Annotated in this window: 12 protein-coding genes; 8 read left to right on the top strand and 4 right to left on the bottom strand. The window is 40.0% G+C overall.

The genetic code is table 11. The annotated features are described in order from the left end of the window. Window positions 1-214: 214 nt before the first annotated feature. The 4 genes from WSC_RS0116915 (at window position 215) to WSC_RS24355 (ending at window position 4,743) form a co-directional block, all read left to right on the top strand. On the top strand, window positions 215-649 hold the full coding sequence (locus WSC_RS0116915) for a chemotaxis protein CheW (protein ID WP_016957136.1): 435 nt from the start codon (window positions 215-217) through the stop codon (window positions 647-649). 10 nt (window positions 650-659) lie between these two features. Then, window positions 660-1,205 (top strand): MarR family winged helix-turn-helix transcriptional regulator, encoded by a 546-nt coding sequence (locus WSC_RS0116910; protein ID WP_016957135.1) that lies wholly within the window; start codon window positions 660-662, stop codon window positions 1,203-1,205. Window positions 1,206-1,342: 137 nt separating this feature from the next. Beyond that, entirely contained in the window at window positions 1,343-2,281 is a 939-nt protein-coding gene (gene mdh, locus WSC_RS0116905; RefSeq protein WP_016957134.1) for a malate dehydrogenase, read from the top strand. A gap of 149 nt (window positions 2,282-2,430) precedes the next feature. Beyond that, window positions 2,431-4,743, top strand: a complete 2,313-nt coding sequence (locus WSC_RS24355; protein ID WP_016957133.1) for a GGDEF domain-containing phosphodiesterase — start codon at window positions 2,431-2,433, stop codon at window positions 4,741-4,743. On the opposite strand, the gene WSC_RS23190 is transcribed toward WSC_RS24355, so the two are convergent. After that, window positions 4,711-5,613, bottom strand: coding sequence for a LysR family transcriptional regulator (locus WSC_RS23190; RefSeq protein ID WP_016957132.1), 903 nt, complete (start codon window positions 5,611-5,613; stop codon window positions 4,711-4,713). The genes WSC_RS24355 and WSC_RS23190 overlap by 33 nt on opposite strands. A gap of 104 nt (window positions 5,614-5,717) precedes the next feature. Here WSC_RS23190 and WSC_RS0116890 point away from each other — a divergent pair, with 104 nt between their 5' ends. The 3 genes from WSC_RS0116890 to WSC_RS0116880 all read left to right on the top strand — a co-directional run bounded on the left by WSC_RS0116890 (window position 5,718) and on the right by WSC_RS0116880 (window position 8,229). Then, window positions 5,718-6,731, top strand: a complete 1,014-nt coding sequence (locus tag WSC_RS0116890; protein WP_016957131.1) for an aldo/keto reductase — start codon at window positions 5,718-5,720, stop codon at window positions 6,729-6,731. 88 nt (window positions 6,732-6,819) lie between these two features. Further along, entirely contained in the window at window positions 6,820-7,443 is a 624-nt protein-coding gene (locus WSC_RS0116885) for a 2OG-Fe(II) oxygenase (protein ID WP_040394952.1), read from the top strand. 54 nt (window positions 7,444-7,497) lie between these two features. Continuing rightward, a complete protein-coding gene (locus WSC_RS0116880) occupies window positions 7,498-8,229 on the top strand; it encodes a 16S rRNA (uracil(1498)-N(3))-methyltransferase (protein WP_016957129.1) in 732 nt (243 codons plus the stop codon). Here the strand turns inward: WSC_RS0116880 and WSC_RS0116875 are convergent. Next, on the bottom strand, window positions 8,226-9,146 hold the full coding sequence (locus WSC_RS0116875; protein ID WP_016957128.1) for a sugar phosphate isomerase family: 921 nt from the start codon (window positions 9,144-9,146) through the stop codon (window positions 8,226-8,228). The two genes, WSC_RS0116880 and WSC_RS0116875, sit on opposite strands and share 4 nt — an antisense overlap. 251 nt (window positions 9,147-9,397) lie before the next feature. Between WSC_RS0116875 and WSC_RS0116870 the strand changes: the two genes are divergently transcribed. Then, window positions 9,398-11,815 carry a glycoside hydrolase family 31 protein gene (locus WSC_RS0116870; protein WP_169315486.1) on the top strand — a complete coding sequence of 806 codons (2,418 nt, stop codon included), beginning with the start codon at window positions 9,398-9,400 and terminating at the stop codon, window positions 11,813-11,815. Between the two features lie 402 nt (window positions 11,816-12,217). On the opposite strand, the gene WSC_RS0116865 is transcribed toward WSC_RS0116870, so the two are convergent. Next, window positions 12,218-13,978 carry a TIGR03545 family protein gene (locus tag WSC_RS0116865; RefSeq protein ID WP_016957126.1) on the bottom strand — a complete coding sequence of 587 codons (1,761 nt, stop codon included), beginning with the start codon at window positions 13,976-13,978 and terminating at the stop codon, window positions 12,218-12,220. Further along, the gene (locus WSC_RS0116860; RefSeq protein WP_016957125.1) at window positions 13,975-14,490 is read right to left on the bottom strand and encodes a TIGR03546 family protein; all 516 of its coding nucleotides are present in this window, start codon (window positions 14,488-14,490) and stop codon (window positions 13,975-13,977) included. The genes WSC_RS0116865 and WSC_RS0116860 overlap by 4 nt, the downstream gene beginning before the upstream one ends. Window positions 14,491-14,501 lie beyond the last annotated feature (11 nt).

Below are 14,501 nucleotides of genomic sequence, written 5' to 3'. Positions count from 1 at the left end.
GGGGAAAAGCCGCTATTAGCTGATTTACAGCATAGCCATCGTTGGCGGTTGGACAACGAAACGTCAGTTGCCCCAAATTTTGATTAACTCGATCCATATCGAAAGTTTTATCTCAAATTATTTACAATTAAAATATTTAGATGTCTAAATATTGTTTTATATAGTACACTAAACATTCTTAAAAGATCCAGCGTTAATTTTTATTTGGGGTTTTATGTTGAATAAATGGGTAGCGTTTCTAATAAATGAAACTAGATATTGCTGTAACATCCAACAAATAAAGGAAGTTATACCGTATGCACAGTGCAATCCGTTTCCTGGCTCAAATCAATTCGCTGAAGGCATATTAAGTATTAGAGGTGAAGTTATTACCATAATAAGCGGTGAAAAATTACTTTGTGATAAAAATATTACACAACAAAACAATATTCTAATTATAGAAAACGCTGGTCAAGAAAGAATCGGGGTGACTGTCGATCAAGTTGATAGCATTATCGAGTTTGACCCAGAGTCAATCGACACAAGCATCGAAGCACGTGGTGGGCAAACTGCAACTTGGGTAACAGGCACAATAAACGAAGACAATAACTTAACTATAGTCGTTGACTTTACAAACCTTATGACGCTGCAGTCATCAGAAGTCGAATAAGCTGAAATTTATGTTTATAATACATGACAACTCAAAATCACTAATGGAAGATGCTTTGGCCCAAGTTGAACCAATTGAAGAAGTGCTCATTACGTTACGTCGACTGATACGAGCAACTGACTTGCATTCAAAACAGCTGGTAAAAACCTCAGGAATAACAGCTCCACAATTGTTATTACTTAGAGCGATTCAAGAGAAAGGCGAAGTAACCATAGGTGAAATAGCCAACGAAATTAGCTTGTCGCAAGCGACTGTAACCAGTATTTTAGATAGACTAGAAAAACGTGAATTGGTCTATCGCGTACGTTCAAATCAAGACAAACGTAAAGTCCATGCGTATTTAACTGATGCAGGCCAAGAATTATTAAGCGAAGCGCCATTACCTTTGCAGGAACACTTTGTTCGCCAATTTAGGGATCTAAAAGATTGGGAGCAGCATATGATGCTGTCGTCGTTGCAGCGCGTAGTACAAATGATGGACGCACAGCACCTAGATGCAGCACCAATGTTAGAAATTGGTGATTTAACTGCCCACCTGAGCCAAAATAAATCATAATAAAACTGGCATTGCTATAGTCACTATACAAACGATTGATAGATTTAATACCCGACAGCAATTGTCATTTGTCTATCAATCTTTTATCTTTGTTGGCAAATTTTGACGTCTTCTCACTCAAATAAATGGAGAACATTATGAAAGTTGCAGTTATTGGTGCGGCTGGTGGTATCGGCCAAGCATTAGGTCTATTGTTAAAGTTAAACTTACCAGCTGGTTCAGCGTTAAGTTTGTATGATATTGCCCCTGTAACTCCAGGTGTTGCAAAAGATTTAAGCCACATACCTACAGATGTTGAAGTAACTGGTTTTGCTGGTGAAGATTGCTCACCTGCATTAGAAGGTGCTGATGTTGTATTAATTTCTGCAGGTGTTGCACGTAAGCCTGGTATGGATCGCGCTGACTTATTTAACATCAACGCTGGCATTATCAAATCATTAGCACAAAAAGTTGCTGATGTTTGCCCTAAAGCTTTAGTTGGTATTATTACCAACCCAGTAAATACTACTGTGCCAATTGCAGCAGAAGTATTGAAAAAAGCAGGTGTTTACGATCCTAAGCGTTTATTCGGTGTAACAACTCTTGACGTTATCCGCGCTGAAACTTTCATCGCTGAAGCAAAAGGTAAATCAACTCAAGACGTTAAAGTTGACGTAATTGGTGGTCACTCAGGTGTAACTATTTTACCTTTGTTGTCACAAGTTGAAGGTGTTTCTTTCACTGACGAAGAAATAGCAAGCTTAACCACTCGTATCCAAAACGCTGGTACTGAAGTTGTTGAAGCTAAAGCTGGCGGCGGTTCTGCAACTCTATCTATGGGTCAAGCTGCAGCTCGTTTCGGTTTATCTTTAATTAAAGGTTTACAAGGTGAAGAAGTGATTGAATGTGCATATGTTCAAGGCAATGGTGAAAATGCACCTTTCTTTGCACAGCCAGTTAAATTGGGTAAAGACGGCGTTGAAGCTATTTTAGACTTCGGTTCTATCAGTGCATTTGAGCAAAAAGCATTTGATGACATGTTACCAACTTTAAAAGGTGACATTGAAAAAGGTGTTGAGTTCGGCCAAGCTGAATAATCCCTGATACAATCCGAATCTGCAAAAACCGAAACTTGAGCTAGCTCTGTTTCGGTTTTTTGCTTTATTTACCCTCATACCTAGATAAATCGCGAAAACCCAGGATATATGTTATAAACTTGTTTTATTTAATAATATGGTAGACCTATATGCAATGGTTGTTAGGCTTGTTGTTATGCCTGTTGGTAATAAATATGCCTTGGGCACATGCTAGTACCAATCCGCCGCATATCCTCATGGTCCATTCGTACAGCCAAGATTTTGATTGGACGATTAAACAGCAACAAGCTTTTACCCAACAACTACAGAAGTTGAACGGCCAACAAACTTTACGTTTTTCGAGTGAGTATTTAGATACCAAACGAATACAGCCAAGCAGCCAATACATCACATTGTTTCAAAACTATCTGGTTGCCAAATATCAAAAGTTCAAACCCGATTTAATTTATGTCACTGACGACAACGCAGCTCAGTTTGTACTTGGACTCAAGCCTCAAATTTTTGCCGATACACCGATAGTTTTTTCAGGGGTCAGTAATACTGAATTGTTAAATACTTATCCATTCCAACAAGTCAGTGGCGTGTATGAAAAACCTTATTTTGACGAATATGTAACGATTTTGTCTGAACTCTATCCAAATATCACAACTATCTACTATGTTGGCGATGGCAGCATTACTGATAAATTTGTCGGTGAACAAATTGATAAACTCAAACTAGATAAATCGATAACAATTGAACATGTGCAAAAACAATATCTAGCACAAATCGTCGACTTTTTTACTCAGGCTCAACCCGGCCCAATTATTTTAGGCACAGCAGGCTCATTGAAAAATGTTGCTGGCGAAATCGTCGACTTAAATGTCACTATTAATACAATAAGTAGTCAATTAAACCGCCCACTATTGGTCGCTATGAATTATGTTGATGGCGCTTTGGCCGGTTTTTTGTTTGCTGAACAATTTGGCTTTGAGGCAGCCCACCTTGCCCATCAATACCTGAGCGGTGCACCAACTGTAAATACCATTGACGATTTACTGCCCACTTTGCATATGGATTACAATCAAATTAAACGTTTTGGTTTAAATATTTCACATCCAATCATAGCCAATGCCCATGTACACAACAAACCAAAATCCATATTCGAAACCCACCAAAACCTGCTGTTTTGGTTAGGGCAAATTTCTATCGTCTTAACTATTTTTATCACGGTTTTTTCTTATTTAATGGTGAGACAGCGTAATCAACTATTATTGCAACAAAGCATAGATCCGCTAACACAGCTGTCGAATCGGCTTGCCTTAACTCAAGATGTGGTCAATACCGGCGAAACATTCGCCTTAATAAACATTAATGCCTTTTCATCCCTCAATCATTTTTATGGTACTGCCATAGGTAACCGTTTATTGGTTGCCACTGGTGATTTATTAATGAGTAAGAGCAGCCAACGAATCAAAGCTTACCGATTAAATGCGGATCAATTTGGTTTATTGTTTTCACATACATATACTCAACAACAAGTCACTCGCTACTTAACTCATTTGATTGAACAATTTGAATCAACCGAGTTATTACCAGAAGTCGGCGGTGTCACCTTAACTGTGTCTGTTGGTGCAACCTTAATTAATGATGATAGATATATTGAGCAAGCGCGTGAAGCTATGGCTAAGGGCCGCAGGCTACAACAAAGCTTCGCTTGGTACCAATTAGATGAACAAAAAGTTCAGCAGCAAGCGCATAATGCAAAATGGGTCAATAAACTAAAATCTGCATTAAATGAACATAGGCTGGTCGCTTACTACCAACCGATTGTTGATATTAGCAGTGGTCAAATTAAAAGTTATGAAATGTTGGCGCGAATACACCAAGAAGACGGCACTGTCATTACACCAAACTTATTTATTGAAATAGCCAAACGCACCCAACAATATCATAGACTGACGCGACAAATGATAGATACAGCATTGTCTTGTATTGAACAACATAAAGTACAGGTTTCAATTAATTTCACTATGCAGGACATTGGTCATCCAGCGACAGTTGATTATTTATTAGCTCAGCTAGAAAAAAGCCAAAACGGCCAATACTTAACCTTAGAGATCACAGAAACCGAAGGCATAGAAAACTACGCATTAGTAAAACAATTTGTGCAGCAAATTAAAACTTTGGGTTGTAAATTGGCTATAGACGACTTTGGCACTGGCTATTCGAACTTTAGCCATTTATTAGATTTAAACGCAGACGTAATTAAACTTGATGGCAGCTTAATTCAGCGTTTATTAAAGGATGAAAAAACTGAACAAATCGTCAAATTGTTAGTCGCATTTGCCCACAGCAATAATATGGCGGTAACAGCCGAATTTGTTGATTCTCAAGCACTGCTCGACAAGCTAGCCGAATTGGCGGTCGATAGCGCCCAAGGTTTCCATTTAGGCAAACCGGCTGCCACTATCCTCAGCTAATTCAGCACACAAGTAGTCAATTAAACATTCAATTCGAGCAGGCTTAAATTTAGCTTTGGCGTACACTAAACTAACTTGGCTGCCTTTCGCATTCCAACCTTCAACCATGTTAACCAACCGCCCTGCTTGAATATCTTGCGCTGCGTAGTAACTTGGTAAGCGCACCATAGCCACACCCGCAATTGCCGCTTGATAAGCGACATAACCATTTGCACACTGCAAAGTACCAGTTGGTTGAAAATCATAACTTTGTGTCGTTGCTTGGCTATTTTGGCTGAATTGCCATTTTTTCATGCTGCCCAAGATACAAGGGTAATTTTTTAGTTGTTTTGGATGCTCTACGACTGGGTAGTTTTTAATATAATCGGTAGAAGCACAGACATAAGATGGGTAAAAAGTCAGTTGCCGAGCAATTAAATTTGAATCAGGCAGATCGCCCATGCGCACAGCTAAGTCGTATCTATCTGCAATTAAGTCGACATGGCTGCTGGCAAAATCTAGTTCAATTTTAACTTGTGGGTACTTGTGCATAAATTGGATTAACAAGGGTGCCAATATACGCTCACCAAACCATCCACCAACTGAATTAATTCGAATTAACCCAGACAACTGAGTTTGACTCGATTTAACTTGCTCAATCGAATCTTGCAAAATTGACCAGCCGTTACGGCAATTCTGATAAAAACGCTCACCACTGGCAGTTAGCTGCATACTGCGAGTTGAACGCACTATCAGTTGCACAGCTAATTCTTGCTCAAGCTCAGCAATCACCTGGCTAACACGCGCGCGAGTTGTACCTAGTTGTTCTGCTGCTGAAGTAAAGTTGCCTTGTTCAACCACAGTAATAAATTCCAATAAACCTTTTAGCATGCTATTGATAAACCAGACTTAACAATGTGTAAAATTGTTAAGTATATATCCAATTGAGCGAGCCGAGTAGAATATCCTGTAATCAATTACGTCAGAGGTTTAGAATGAAATTACGCACACTCGGCCACAGCGGCCTACAAGTATCAGAAATTGGTTTAGGTTGTTGGCAACTCGGTGACGATTTTGGGCCAATTTCACAAGACACAGCCAATGAAATTTTAGCGGCAGCACAACAGCAGCAAGTTAACTTCTTAGACACGGCTGACGTTTATGGCGCAGGTTTAAGTGAAAACCGCATAGGTCAATGGCTTGCAAAAAACAAGCATAATTCAGTGCAAACTATTGTTGCGACTAAAGTGGGGCGCGATGGAAGGTTATTCCCCAATCAATACACTAAACAAACAATGCAAAAGAATATTGAAGGTTCGCTGCAACGTTTAGGGGTCGATGCAATTGACCTTATTCAATTGCACTGTATTCCACGTCAAGTATTATTTGCCGGTGAAGTGTTTAATTGGTTAGAAGACTTTCAGCAACAAGGTTTAATTCGTTTTTACGGTGCCAGTGTCGAAATGTTAGACGAAGCTGAATTTTGTTTAAACTACAGCAAAGTGACTAGCTTACAAATGTTATTAAACATATTCCGCCAAGATGCTTTAGACACAATATTGCCATTAGCCACCAGCAAAAATGTGGGCATTATCGCCCGCCTGCCGCTGGCATCGGGTTTGTTATCCGGAAAAATGTCTGCAGAGCGTCAATTTTCCGCGCAAGATCATAGAAACTACAACAAAGACGGCGCACATTTTCACGTAGGTGAAACCTTTAACGGCATTGCATTTGAACAGGGTTTAACTCTGGTTGAACAACTTCAACAGCTATTGATTGAGCATAGCGAGTTAGATTTCCCAACACAGCTCAACTTACAACAAATTGCCATTCGTTGGTTGTTAGACTTACCTGCGGTGAGCAGTGTGATTGCTGGCGTGAGTAAAAGTCAGCAGCTGATTAACAATGCGGCGGTGAGTCAGTTAGATAAGTTACCCGCAGAGGTAACACAATTATTAGCTGATTTTTATCAACAAAAAGTGCGACAACACATTCGCGGTGGTATTTAAGTTAACCTTAGGTCAATTTAGCATTGGCAAATTAAAATAATCCCCTAAAATGCCCCAAGCCACATCTGGCGTGTCTTGGGGTTTATTCATGTTATTCGACAACATCATCACAGCTTTAGTTGAACAAGGTTATGCCGTTATTGAGCATGCATTTGCGCCTGAGTTTGAAAACCACTTGTATACCCATGCCAAACAACTGCAACAAAGTCAGCTGAAACAAGCCGCCATCGGCCGCGAAAGTGATGAAAAAATCAACAACACAGTACGTCGCGATAAAATAAAATGGATGGATCAGCAACAAGCGACTGAAGCTTTGTGGTTAGATAAAATGGAGCAATTGCGCATTGAGTTAAATCGCAGTTTATATTTAGGTTTGTTTAGTTACGAAGCGCATTTTGCCCAATATCAAGTTGGTGATTTTTACAAAAAACATCTAGATTCGTTTAAAGGCCAAGCCAATCGGATATTATCAACTGTCTATTATTTAAACCCAAACTGGCAGGTTGATAATGGTGGAGAATTGGTTATTTACCACCCGGAAAACCATCAACAAGAAATCATTCGAGTGCAACCAAACTGCGGTACTTTGGTGATATTTTTAAGTGAAGAATTCCCACATGAAGTCTTGCCAGCCAAACAAGCGCGCTACAGTATTGCCGGTTGGTTTAGACTGAATACCAGCATGGGTAAGCAAATAGATCCACCTAGGTAATCAAGCTATACTACAGCCCTCTTCAGCCAGATAACAACAAGTGACAGTTTAAACATGCGAATTAGCCGAATTTATCACGCAAGTCCACTTCAAGTAGGCGACAATGTGCAGCTTTCAGATGACGCAGCCAATCATGTTGGCCGAGTTTTACGCCAACAAGCGGGGCATCCTGTAGTGTTATTTAATGGTGATGGATTTGACTATGCTGGTGTGATTAGCGAAAGTTCGCGCAAACGTGTATGTGTGGATATTCAATCAGCGGAAAAAAATAATTCTGAGTCGCCGCTAAATATAGAACTGCTACAGGTTATATCACGTGGTGACAAAATGGATTTAACCATACAAAAAGCAGTTGAGCTTGGGGTTAGCCGCATTACCCCTATTATCAGTGAGCGCTGCGGGGTTAAACTCAATGCTGAGCGCTTTACTAAAAAAGTTGAACAATGGCAAAAAATTGTCCACTCAGCTTGTGAACAATCTGGTCGCGCGGTTGTGCCAAGCATTGGCGATATTCAAGATATTAATCAAGTATTGGCTGAAACATTCGATGGTTTACGCTTAAATTTGCACCCACAAGCCGAAATTGGCATTAGCCGCTTAGATAAAAATTCCCACAATATTCAGTTGTTAATTGGCCCCGAAGGCGGCTTAAGTGACGAAGAAATCACGCTTGCTCGCCAGCAGGGTTTTACCGATATTTTAATGGGTCCTAGAGTACTCAGAACTGAAACCGCCGGACTTGCAGCCATTAGTATGCTGCAATGTGTCCTAGGCGATATGGGTTAGACATTCAGATTAGGCAATACAAAAGATTTTGTATTCGGGTGGAGCCTGATCCACAAACCTGGATTTTCATTTAGCTGTTGCAATGCTTGCTGTTTATCATCACTGAGTTTGCTATTAAGTACCTTGGCATAAGTTTGCACTTTTGCAGGCGCAGAGTCAGCATCAACAACAGACTGGACTACTTTTTTCGCCTGTAATATTGCTGCTGGCCCTAAAGTTAAAATGTATTGAGCGCTACGACATTCAGCTTCGTCACTTTCACTAACCACAGTGCCACCGGCTTTAAATTTGCTGATGTGGTGCTCTAAAATACTGCTAGAAATTGGAATGAGTCCAGCTACATGGCTTGCTTGTGCACCTGAAAAAGGCTTGATATACGCCAAATGTGACGCTTGATTTTGCTCTGGGCCATGGCCAATAAAAAAGATATCTAAACCACCAAGTGACTCAAGCTTGTTTAAATAGGCAATTAACCCAGCTTCTAAATCATCCAAGTCAGTTTGCATTGGGGTAAAACTTTTGATTTTTTTGAAAAAAGCTTCACCTAAAATGCGTTCAAAATCGCGTACAAAACTCAACCCATTATTCATGCCCATAGGTGCTAACGCATCTTGCGTAAATACATTCAAGCGCGCTAACAAAGCATCTTGCTCTGAAGTTTTGGCGAGTTCACCCAACAGTCTATGTAACTCTTGTGCACCACGGCCACCTAACAAGGCGATATTAATATCACCGCTTTTCTCTGCAGCTGTTGCATATAACTCTTGCAACATAGCTTGGCCAACCTCAGCTTCTGATTGTAAAACGCTAGGTTGCACACCATAGTCAGTAAAAGCAGCGTCGCCTGCGGTTTGTTGTGCCAGCCACACGTTATTATTCTCTTGCTGGAGGATAAATAATGAATTTTCAGTCGTCATAGTAAAACCTAATTGGAGCGAGTAAAGCTTAAGTATAAGTGCAACCAAGCCAAAATGCCACCGATAGACAAAAGGCTAATTAGCACTTAATCATCATGCTTTGTCAAAGTAATCATAGTTTTTAGACCAAAGCCTATGTTTGTTCAAATACTATAGTTCGAATCGGGTATTTAATTTTACCGCTATTACGGCATAATTCTCCGCTACTGATTTGGCATTTTAGATATTGGATGTTTAGGGTTATGAGTTTGATGCGTTGGGTAATATTATCTTTAGCCGTATTGTTGAATTGTGCTTGGGCAAATCAAGCAGTTCAAGTTACACAACTGGATAACGGCTATTTAGTTAGCGCTCCACAATTAAATTTGCAGCGAAAAATACGAGCTTATGGCGACGATATTATTCGTATTCAAAGCATAACCACTGAACAAGTGTTTTTTGCAGATGACCACTATTTAATGGTCGAACAACATAATTGGCCGGCCGAATTAAGCTTTAAACAAACAGATCAGCAGCTCATATTTGCAACAGCTAATATTCAAGTTAGCTTAGATCCACTGACATTACAGGCGCAATTTCAGCAAATAAATAATATAGATAACAGCGCTGTTTTTTTACAAGAGATAACCCCGTTAACCCAAGCTAACCAAAGCATTTCTACCCAATTTAAATTTGATAAAAACGAAAAATTTACCGGTTTAGGTCACGGGTTTTATGCCCGTAACTCAGGGCTAAATTTGGCCGGGCAAATTATCGAACGTAATTATGGTAGTGAGCCAATTGAACAAGCCCCTTTGATAGTGCCATTTTATTTATCGAGCAAAAATTATGCTATGTTTGTAAATAGCATGCAGCAAAACCGCTTTAATTTTGGTGCTAATCAAACCTATAGCATTGAATTAAACGGCTATCGCAGTGAATCACAAATGGATATATTTGTGATTGTCGGTGATGATTTAAAAGCTGTATTAAACCAATACGTTAAGTTAACCGGCAAACCTAGATTACCGGCAAAATCCATGTTTGGTTTACAGCTATCCGATAAAGGCCATGATCATAATAGTCCAACACCTTCAGATCAAAACTGGTGGCAACAACAAATTACTCAACACAGAAAAGCCGGTTTACCACTAGATCATGTGGTTAATGACAACCGCTGGCGCGCGGCAGGCGGCAAACGCTGCGAGTCCAAACTTGCTTGGGATAAAGATCGCTACCCAAACCCAAGCGAATATAAAGATTGGTTAGAACAAAACGGTTTAACCCTGACGCTTGATTTTAACCGCTGCATAGCCCAGTACAGCGAGGGTTGGCAAAAGTCTTTTAACTTGCCTTTTATTGAAGAAATTGAATTTAGAAACAGCGCCCCAGATTTAACCAATGGTGATTTTAGACAATGGTTTTGGCAGATATTTTTCACCCAAGCGCTTGACCCTAAACTTAATTACCCGGGTGATGCATTGTGGATAGATGAATTTGACGAGCAAGGCGCCGCGCCATTAACCACCAAATTAGCCAATGGTCATTTGTCTGCGGAAATGCGCAATTATTGGTTCTTTTTAATTGCCCAAGCGCTGGTTAAAGATGGTTGGGATAGCGCCAATTTAAACAAACGTCCATTTGTGTGGGTACGCGGTATGACAGCGGGAGCACAAAGATACGCGACGCTATGGAGTGGTGATATTTACCCTAACTATTACGACATGCAACACAGTATTCGAGGCATGCAGTTAGCTGGTTTATCTGCCTTCCCATATTGGGGACATGACGCTGGCGGTTTTTACGATTGGCAAAACAATAAAGGGCCAGATGATGTGTTGTATCAGCAATGGGCACTTGCTATGGGCGCATTTTCGCCTATTTGGAAACCGCATGGTATGGGTGAATCACGCTGGCCACTAGACCGCAACCAACAGGTTTTAGCGCCATTTAAACATTACGCTAAATTGCGCTATCAACTTATGCCGTATTTGTACTCAGCGGCACATCAAGCACATCACACAGGTGTACCAATCGCCCGCGCTATGTTGCTCGAATACCCAGAATATGCACAAGCTTGGCAGTATGATTTACAGTATATGTGGGGTGATAATTTATTGGTTGTACCTAACAGCCAACCAGCCGACAAGATGGGCATGAGCACAGTTAATTTTTGGCTACCACCGGGTTTGTGGTATGACATCAACACGGATAGCTCGGCAGCAAAAACAATTGAAGGCGATAAGGTGTTACAGCGAAAATTGTTACCAGCACAAATGCCTATTTTTGCCAAAGCTGGCTCTATTGTTCCAAAACGCCCATATGCTTTAAGCACACAATTTATTGATAAAAGTCAGTTAATTTTAGATGTATACACAGGTGAAGATGGTCAGTTTGTTTTATACGAAGATGATGACAAAACGCCGGCCTATCGTTTAGAGAATCAATACGCGACTAGCTTTATTCTGTATCAAGAAAGTTTGCAGCGTTTAACTATACATCCAAGCCTAGGTGTTTATTTAAATATGCCTGAACAAAGACAAATTAGCGTTAATTTTGTTGGCATCAATCAACCACCAATTGAGCAAATTAAGTTAACTGTGAATGGCAAAGCAGTGCCGTTAAAAATCGAAGAGAATGGCGTCAGTTTTGTTGCAGACGTGAATGAAAAAGCGGTATTACGGTGGTAAAGGCGACAATACAAGGGTCGCATGGAAACTCCGAACAACTCACCAAACGCTTGGAGTATCTCTCGCATAAGGCATATGGGGTATTCCGAGCAAAAACGCTTTTAACTCATCCCTGAGCCGCTCACACAAGATATCCCTCTCTTGTGAAGTTTTGCTCGCAACACGCCCATACACCTGATGCATACATGAGATGCTGTAAGTTCATTGTTGAAGGTGCCTGGCAAATATAGCGATAGAAATGTTAGATAAAAGCCTATTGGAAAGCTAATTTTCTAAAACTTCAAAAGGCATGGATGCCTTTTGTGAGCGGCCAGGGACTGGCGACAAGCGTTTTTAGAAAATTATGCTTCCAATGGGCTTGATTCCCACCAAACTAGCAGCGCCGAAGCCCACAATTCGAGCCTAGAAAAACTTACTTAATTTATCTTTAACTTTATCTTTTAACTTATCTTTTTGTTTTTCTTTAAACGAATCAACTTTAGCATCCAACAACTTTTGCAAACTACCTTCAGTATCATCAACCCAAGCCGACAAATCGCCAATTTGCGCAAGCTCCTGCTCAGACATATCCAACTTATCAGCCATTTTCGCATTGAGCTTACTTTGATACTCAGCTTTGAGTTTATCCAACTCAGCATTGGCTGACGCTTTAACACTGTCTTTAACAATATTGTCCAGCGCAGAATTAATCTTCCAACTAGAAGAGGTCGCTTTACCAGATAATAAAATTTCCGCTGGGATCTTCTGTTGCTGATTTAACGCCTCGACAACCTGTTTCATCCAACGAGATGACGACGTAGAGCTAAACATAGGTTTAACCAAATCTAACGCTGTGTTGGCGTCTAACATACCTTGTTGGTAAGAAAGTTCACCCGTTCCCGTCAACTGAGTTTGTTGTAAACTAAATTTAGCTTTCGAACTTTTATCTTTCGCCACTTTTAAATCATTAAACTGCCAGTTTGCTTGGCTTTTAATATTCGAATCTTGATCGACCCAATAATCTAACTGGCCTTTTAAATCACCTTGAGCAAACGCGTTGGAAAATACATCCACTCGGCTTGCGGTTGTTTTTTTCCAATGCTGTACATGAATATCTTTAAGCTCAATCCAAATTGTACCTTTTGGATTAACTAGTTCAATTTTGCCTTGGGCTACCATCCAATCTGGAATTGGATTTTCTTCATCAAAGTGGACAAAACGACCGACGCTTTGCTCTACTTCATCAGCTTGTCCATCATTACCCTTTTTAATAAAAGGTTTTAACAACTTATAGGCTTTTTCTGCGTATTGGTAATAGCTGCGCGCTTCTTCGCCAAACAAGATATGCGCTAAATCTTCCGCTTCAAAGGTCTCAAGTTGGTAAGTTTGTTTAACTTGTTGCCAGTCTTGCTCTGGAGCCTCTTTCAGCTCTTTAGTTGCAAGTTTTAATTTCGCATTGCTGTCGCTTAATTGCTCTTTAGCTTGCTTAAATTTAGCTTTATCTTGTTTGATATCTGCTTTTAATTCATCCAACTGCTCTTTCAACTTAGCCAGATCTTCTAAGCTATCCACTTCGGTATCCGTGAGCTGCTTAATTTTTGCCTCGTATTCTTTTAATTTACTTTTGTCTGGTAGCTCAGCTTTTAGCTGTTTGATTTTCGCTCTTTCTTCTGTAAGCGTCGTTTGTAATGCTTGCGCTTTTTCCACAGTAATTAAGTTACTGTCGTTTAATAATGTTTTTACATCCGGTATTTCAGCTTTAATTTCATCTATTTTTGATGTTTTTTGGCTAGATTCCTCGGCTGCTTCAACAACGTCATACACTTTGCCTGGTTCAGCTCTTTGCTTATCCAATTGCAATTTGGCCACTTGTAGATCCGTGATTAAAGTTTTACCTAACAGATATTGCCACAGATCTATCGCCGCAACAGCTGTATTAAACTCAACCAGGTTGTTGGCTGGATTTTGTTTATCTGTTACTTGAAGGTGAACCAACTCAACACTAACCGGCGACCAATTTACATTAACCTTTTCAACATTGATTTCGGCACCATAAACACGCTCACCAAGCTGCTCAATCGCCAATTTAATTAAACTACCAGCAAATAAATAAACGCTCGCAGCAAGCAGCGCGATAACAGCAACAAAACCCGCAAACCCTTGCCATCTCAAATACTTCTTCATGCGCCACCTCCTTGTACTTTTAAATAAAATTGATAAAAACGCGAACCTTTGAGCATTTGCACTATTTTCATTTTCATCACAAAAGCCATTACATGATCTCTATATTTAACCACTAAATACTGTGCCAACAATACAAACGGCACAAATAGAACTAAAGTGACCACTAACGCGCCGAGCGTTAGCGTATGATGCAAATGAGCCAATTTGAATAATGTGCTTTGATATAAAGCGTGCCAAATAGGTTCAAGCACTGCCGAAGTTAATAAAACATCACCTAAACTAGCAAACACAGGGGCAAACAATAAACCCAACAAAGCAAAGACACTCCAACTGACAAAAAAACTCCCTAGGTGTACACGGATTAAAAAAGCCAATAATAAAATGAGTAGATTATGCAAGCTAAACAGAGGGGTTAACCCTATGACCATACCAAGTGCCATTGCATAAGCTATTTGCCGCGGTGAGTTTTCTGAATTAAGTGCAATAAACACTTTGATGATTTGCGTAAGCATGATTCATTTTT

Origin of the sequence: Catenovulum agarivorans YM01 (assembly GCF_000281085.1) — a bacterium.
GTDB lineage: Bacteria > Pseudomonadota > Gammaproteobacteria > Enterobacterales > Alteromonadaceae > Catenovulum > Catenovulum agarivorans.
This window is presented reverse-complemented; position numbering and strand designations above follow the sequence as displayed.

Bases quoted from the DNA above. Each gene is read 5' to 3' on its own strand.
- WSC_RS0116915 (WP_016957136.1), top strand. From the start codon at position 215: ATGTTGAATAAATGGGTAGCGTTTCTAATAAATGAAACTAGATATTGC.
- WSC_RS0116910 (WP_016957135.1), top strand. From the start codon at position 660: ATGTTTATAATACATGACAACTCAAAATCACTAATGGAAGATGCTTTG.
- mdh (WP_016957134.1), top strand. From the start codon at position 1,343: ATGAAAGTTGCAGTTATTGGTGCGGCTGGTGGTATCGGCCAAGCATTA.
- WSC_RS24355 (WP_016957133.1), top strand. From the start codon at position 2,431: ATGCAATGGTTGTTAGGCTTGTTGTTATGCCTGTTGGTAATAAATATG.
- WSC_RS23190 (WP_016957132.1), bottom strand. From the start codon at position 5,613: ATGCTAAAAGGTTTATTGGAATTTATTACTGTGGTTGAACAAGGCAAC.
- WSC_RS0116890 (WP_016957131.1), top strand. From the start codon at position 5,718: ATGAAATTACGCACACTCGGCCACAGCGGCCTACAAGTATCAGAAATT.
- WSC_RS0116885 (WP_040394952.1), top strand. From the start codon at position 6,820: ATGTTATTCGACAACATCATCACAGCTTTAGTTGAACAAGGTTATGCC.
- WSC_RS0116880 (WP_016957129.1), top strand. From the start codon at position 7,498: ATGCGAATTAGCCGAATTTATCACGCAAGTCCACTTCAAGTAGGCGAC.
- WSC_RS0116875 (WP_016957128.1), bottom strand. From the start codon at position 9,146: ATGACGACTGAAAATTCATTATTTATCCTCCAGCAAGAGAATAATAAC.
- WSC_RS0116870 (WP_169315486.1), top strand. From the start codon at position 9,398: ATGCGTTGGGTAATATTATCTTTAGCCGTATTGTTGAATTGTGCTTGG.
- WSC_RS0116865 (WP_016957126.1), bottom strand. From the start codon at position 13,978: ATGAAGAAGTATTTGAGATGGCAAGGGTTTGCGGGTTTTGTTGCTGTT.
- WSC_RS0116860 (WP_016957125.1), bottom strand. From the start codon at position 14,490: ATGCTTACGCAAATCATCAAAGTGTTTATTGCACTTAATTCAGAAAAC.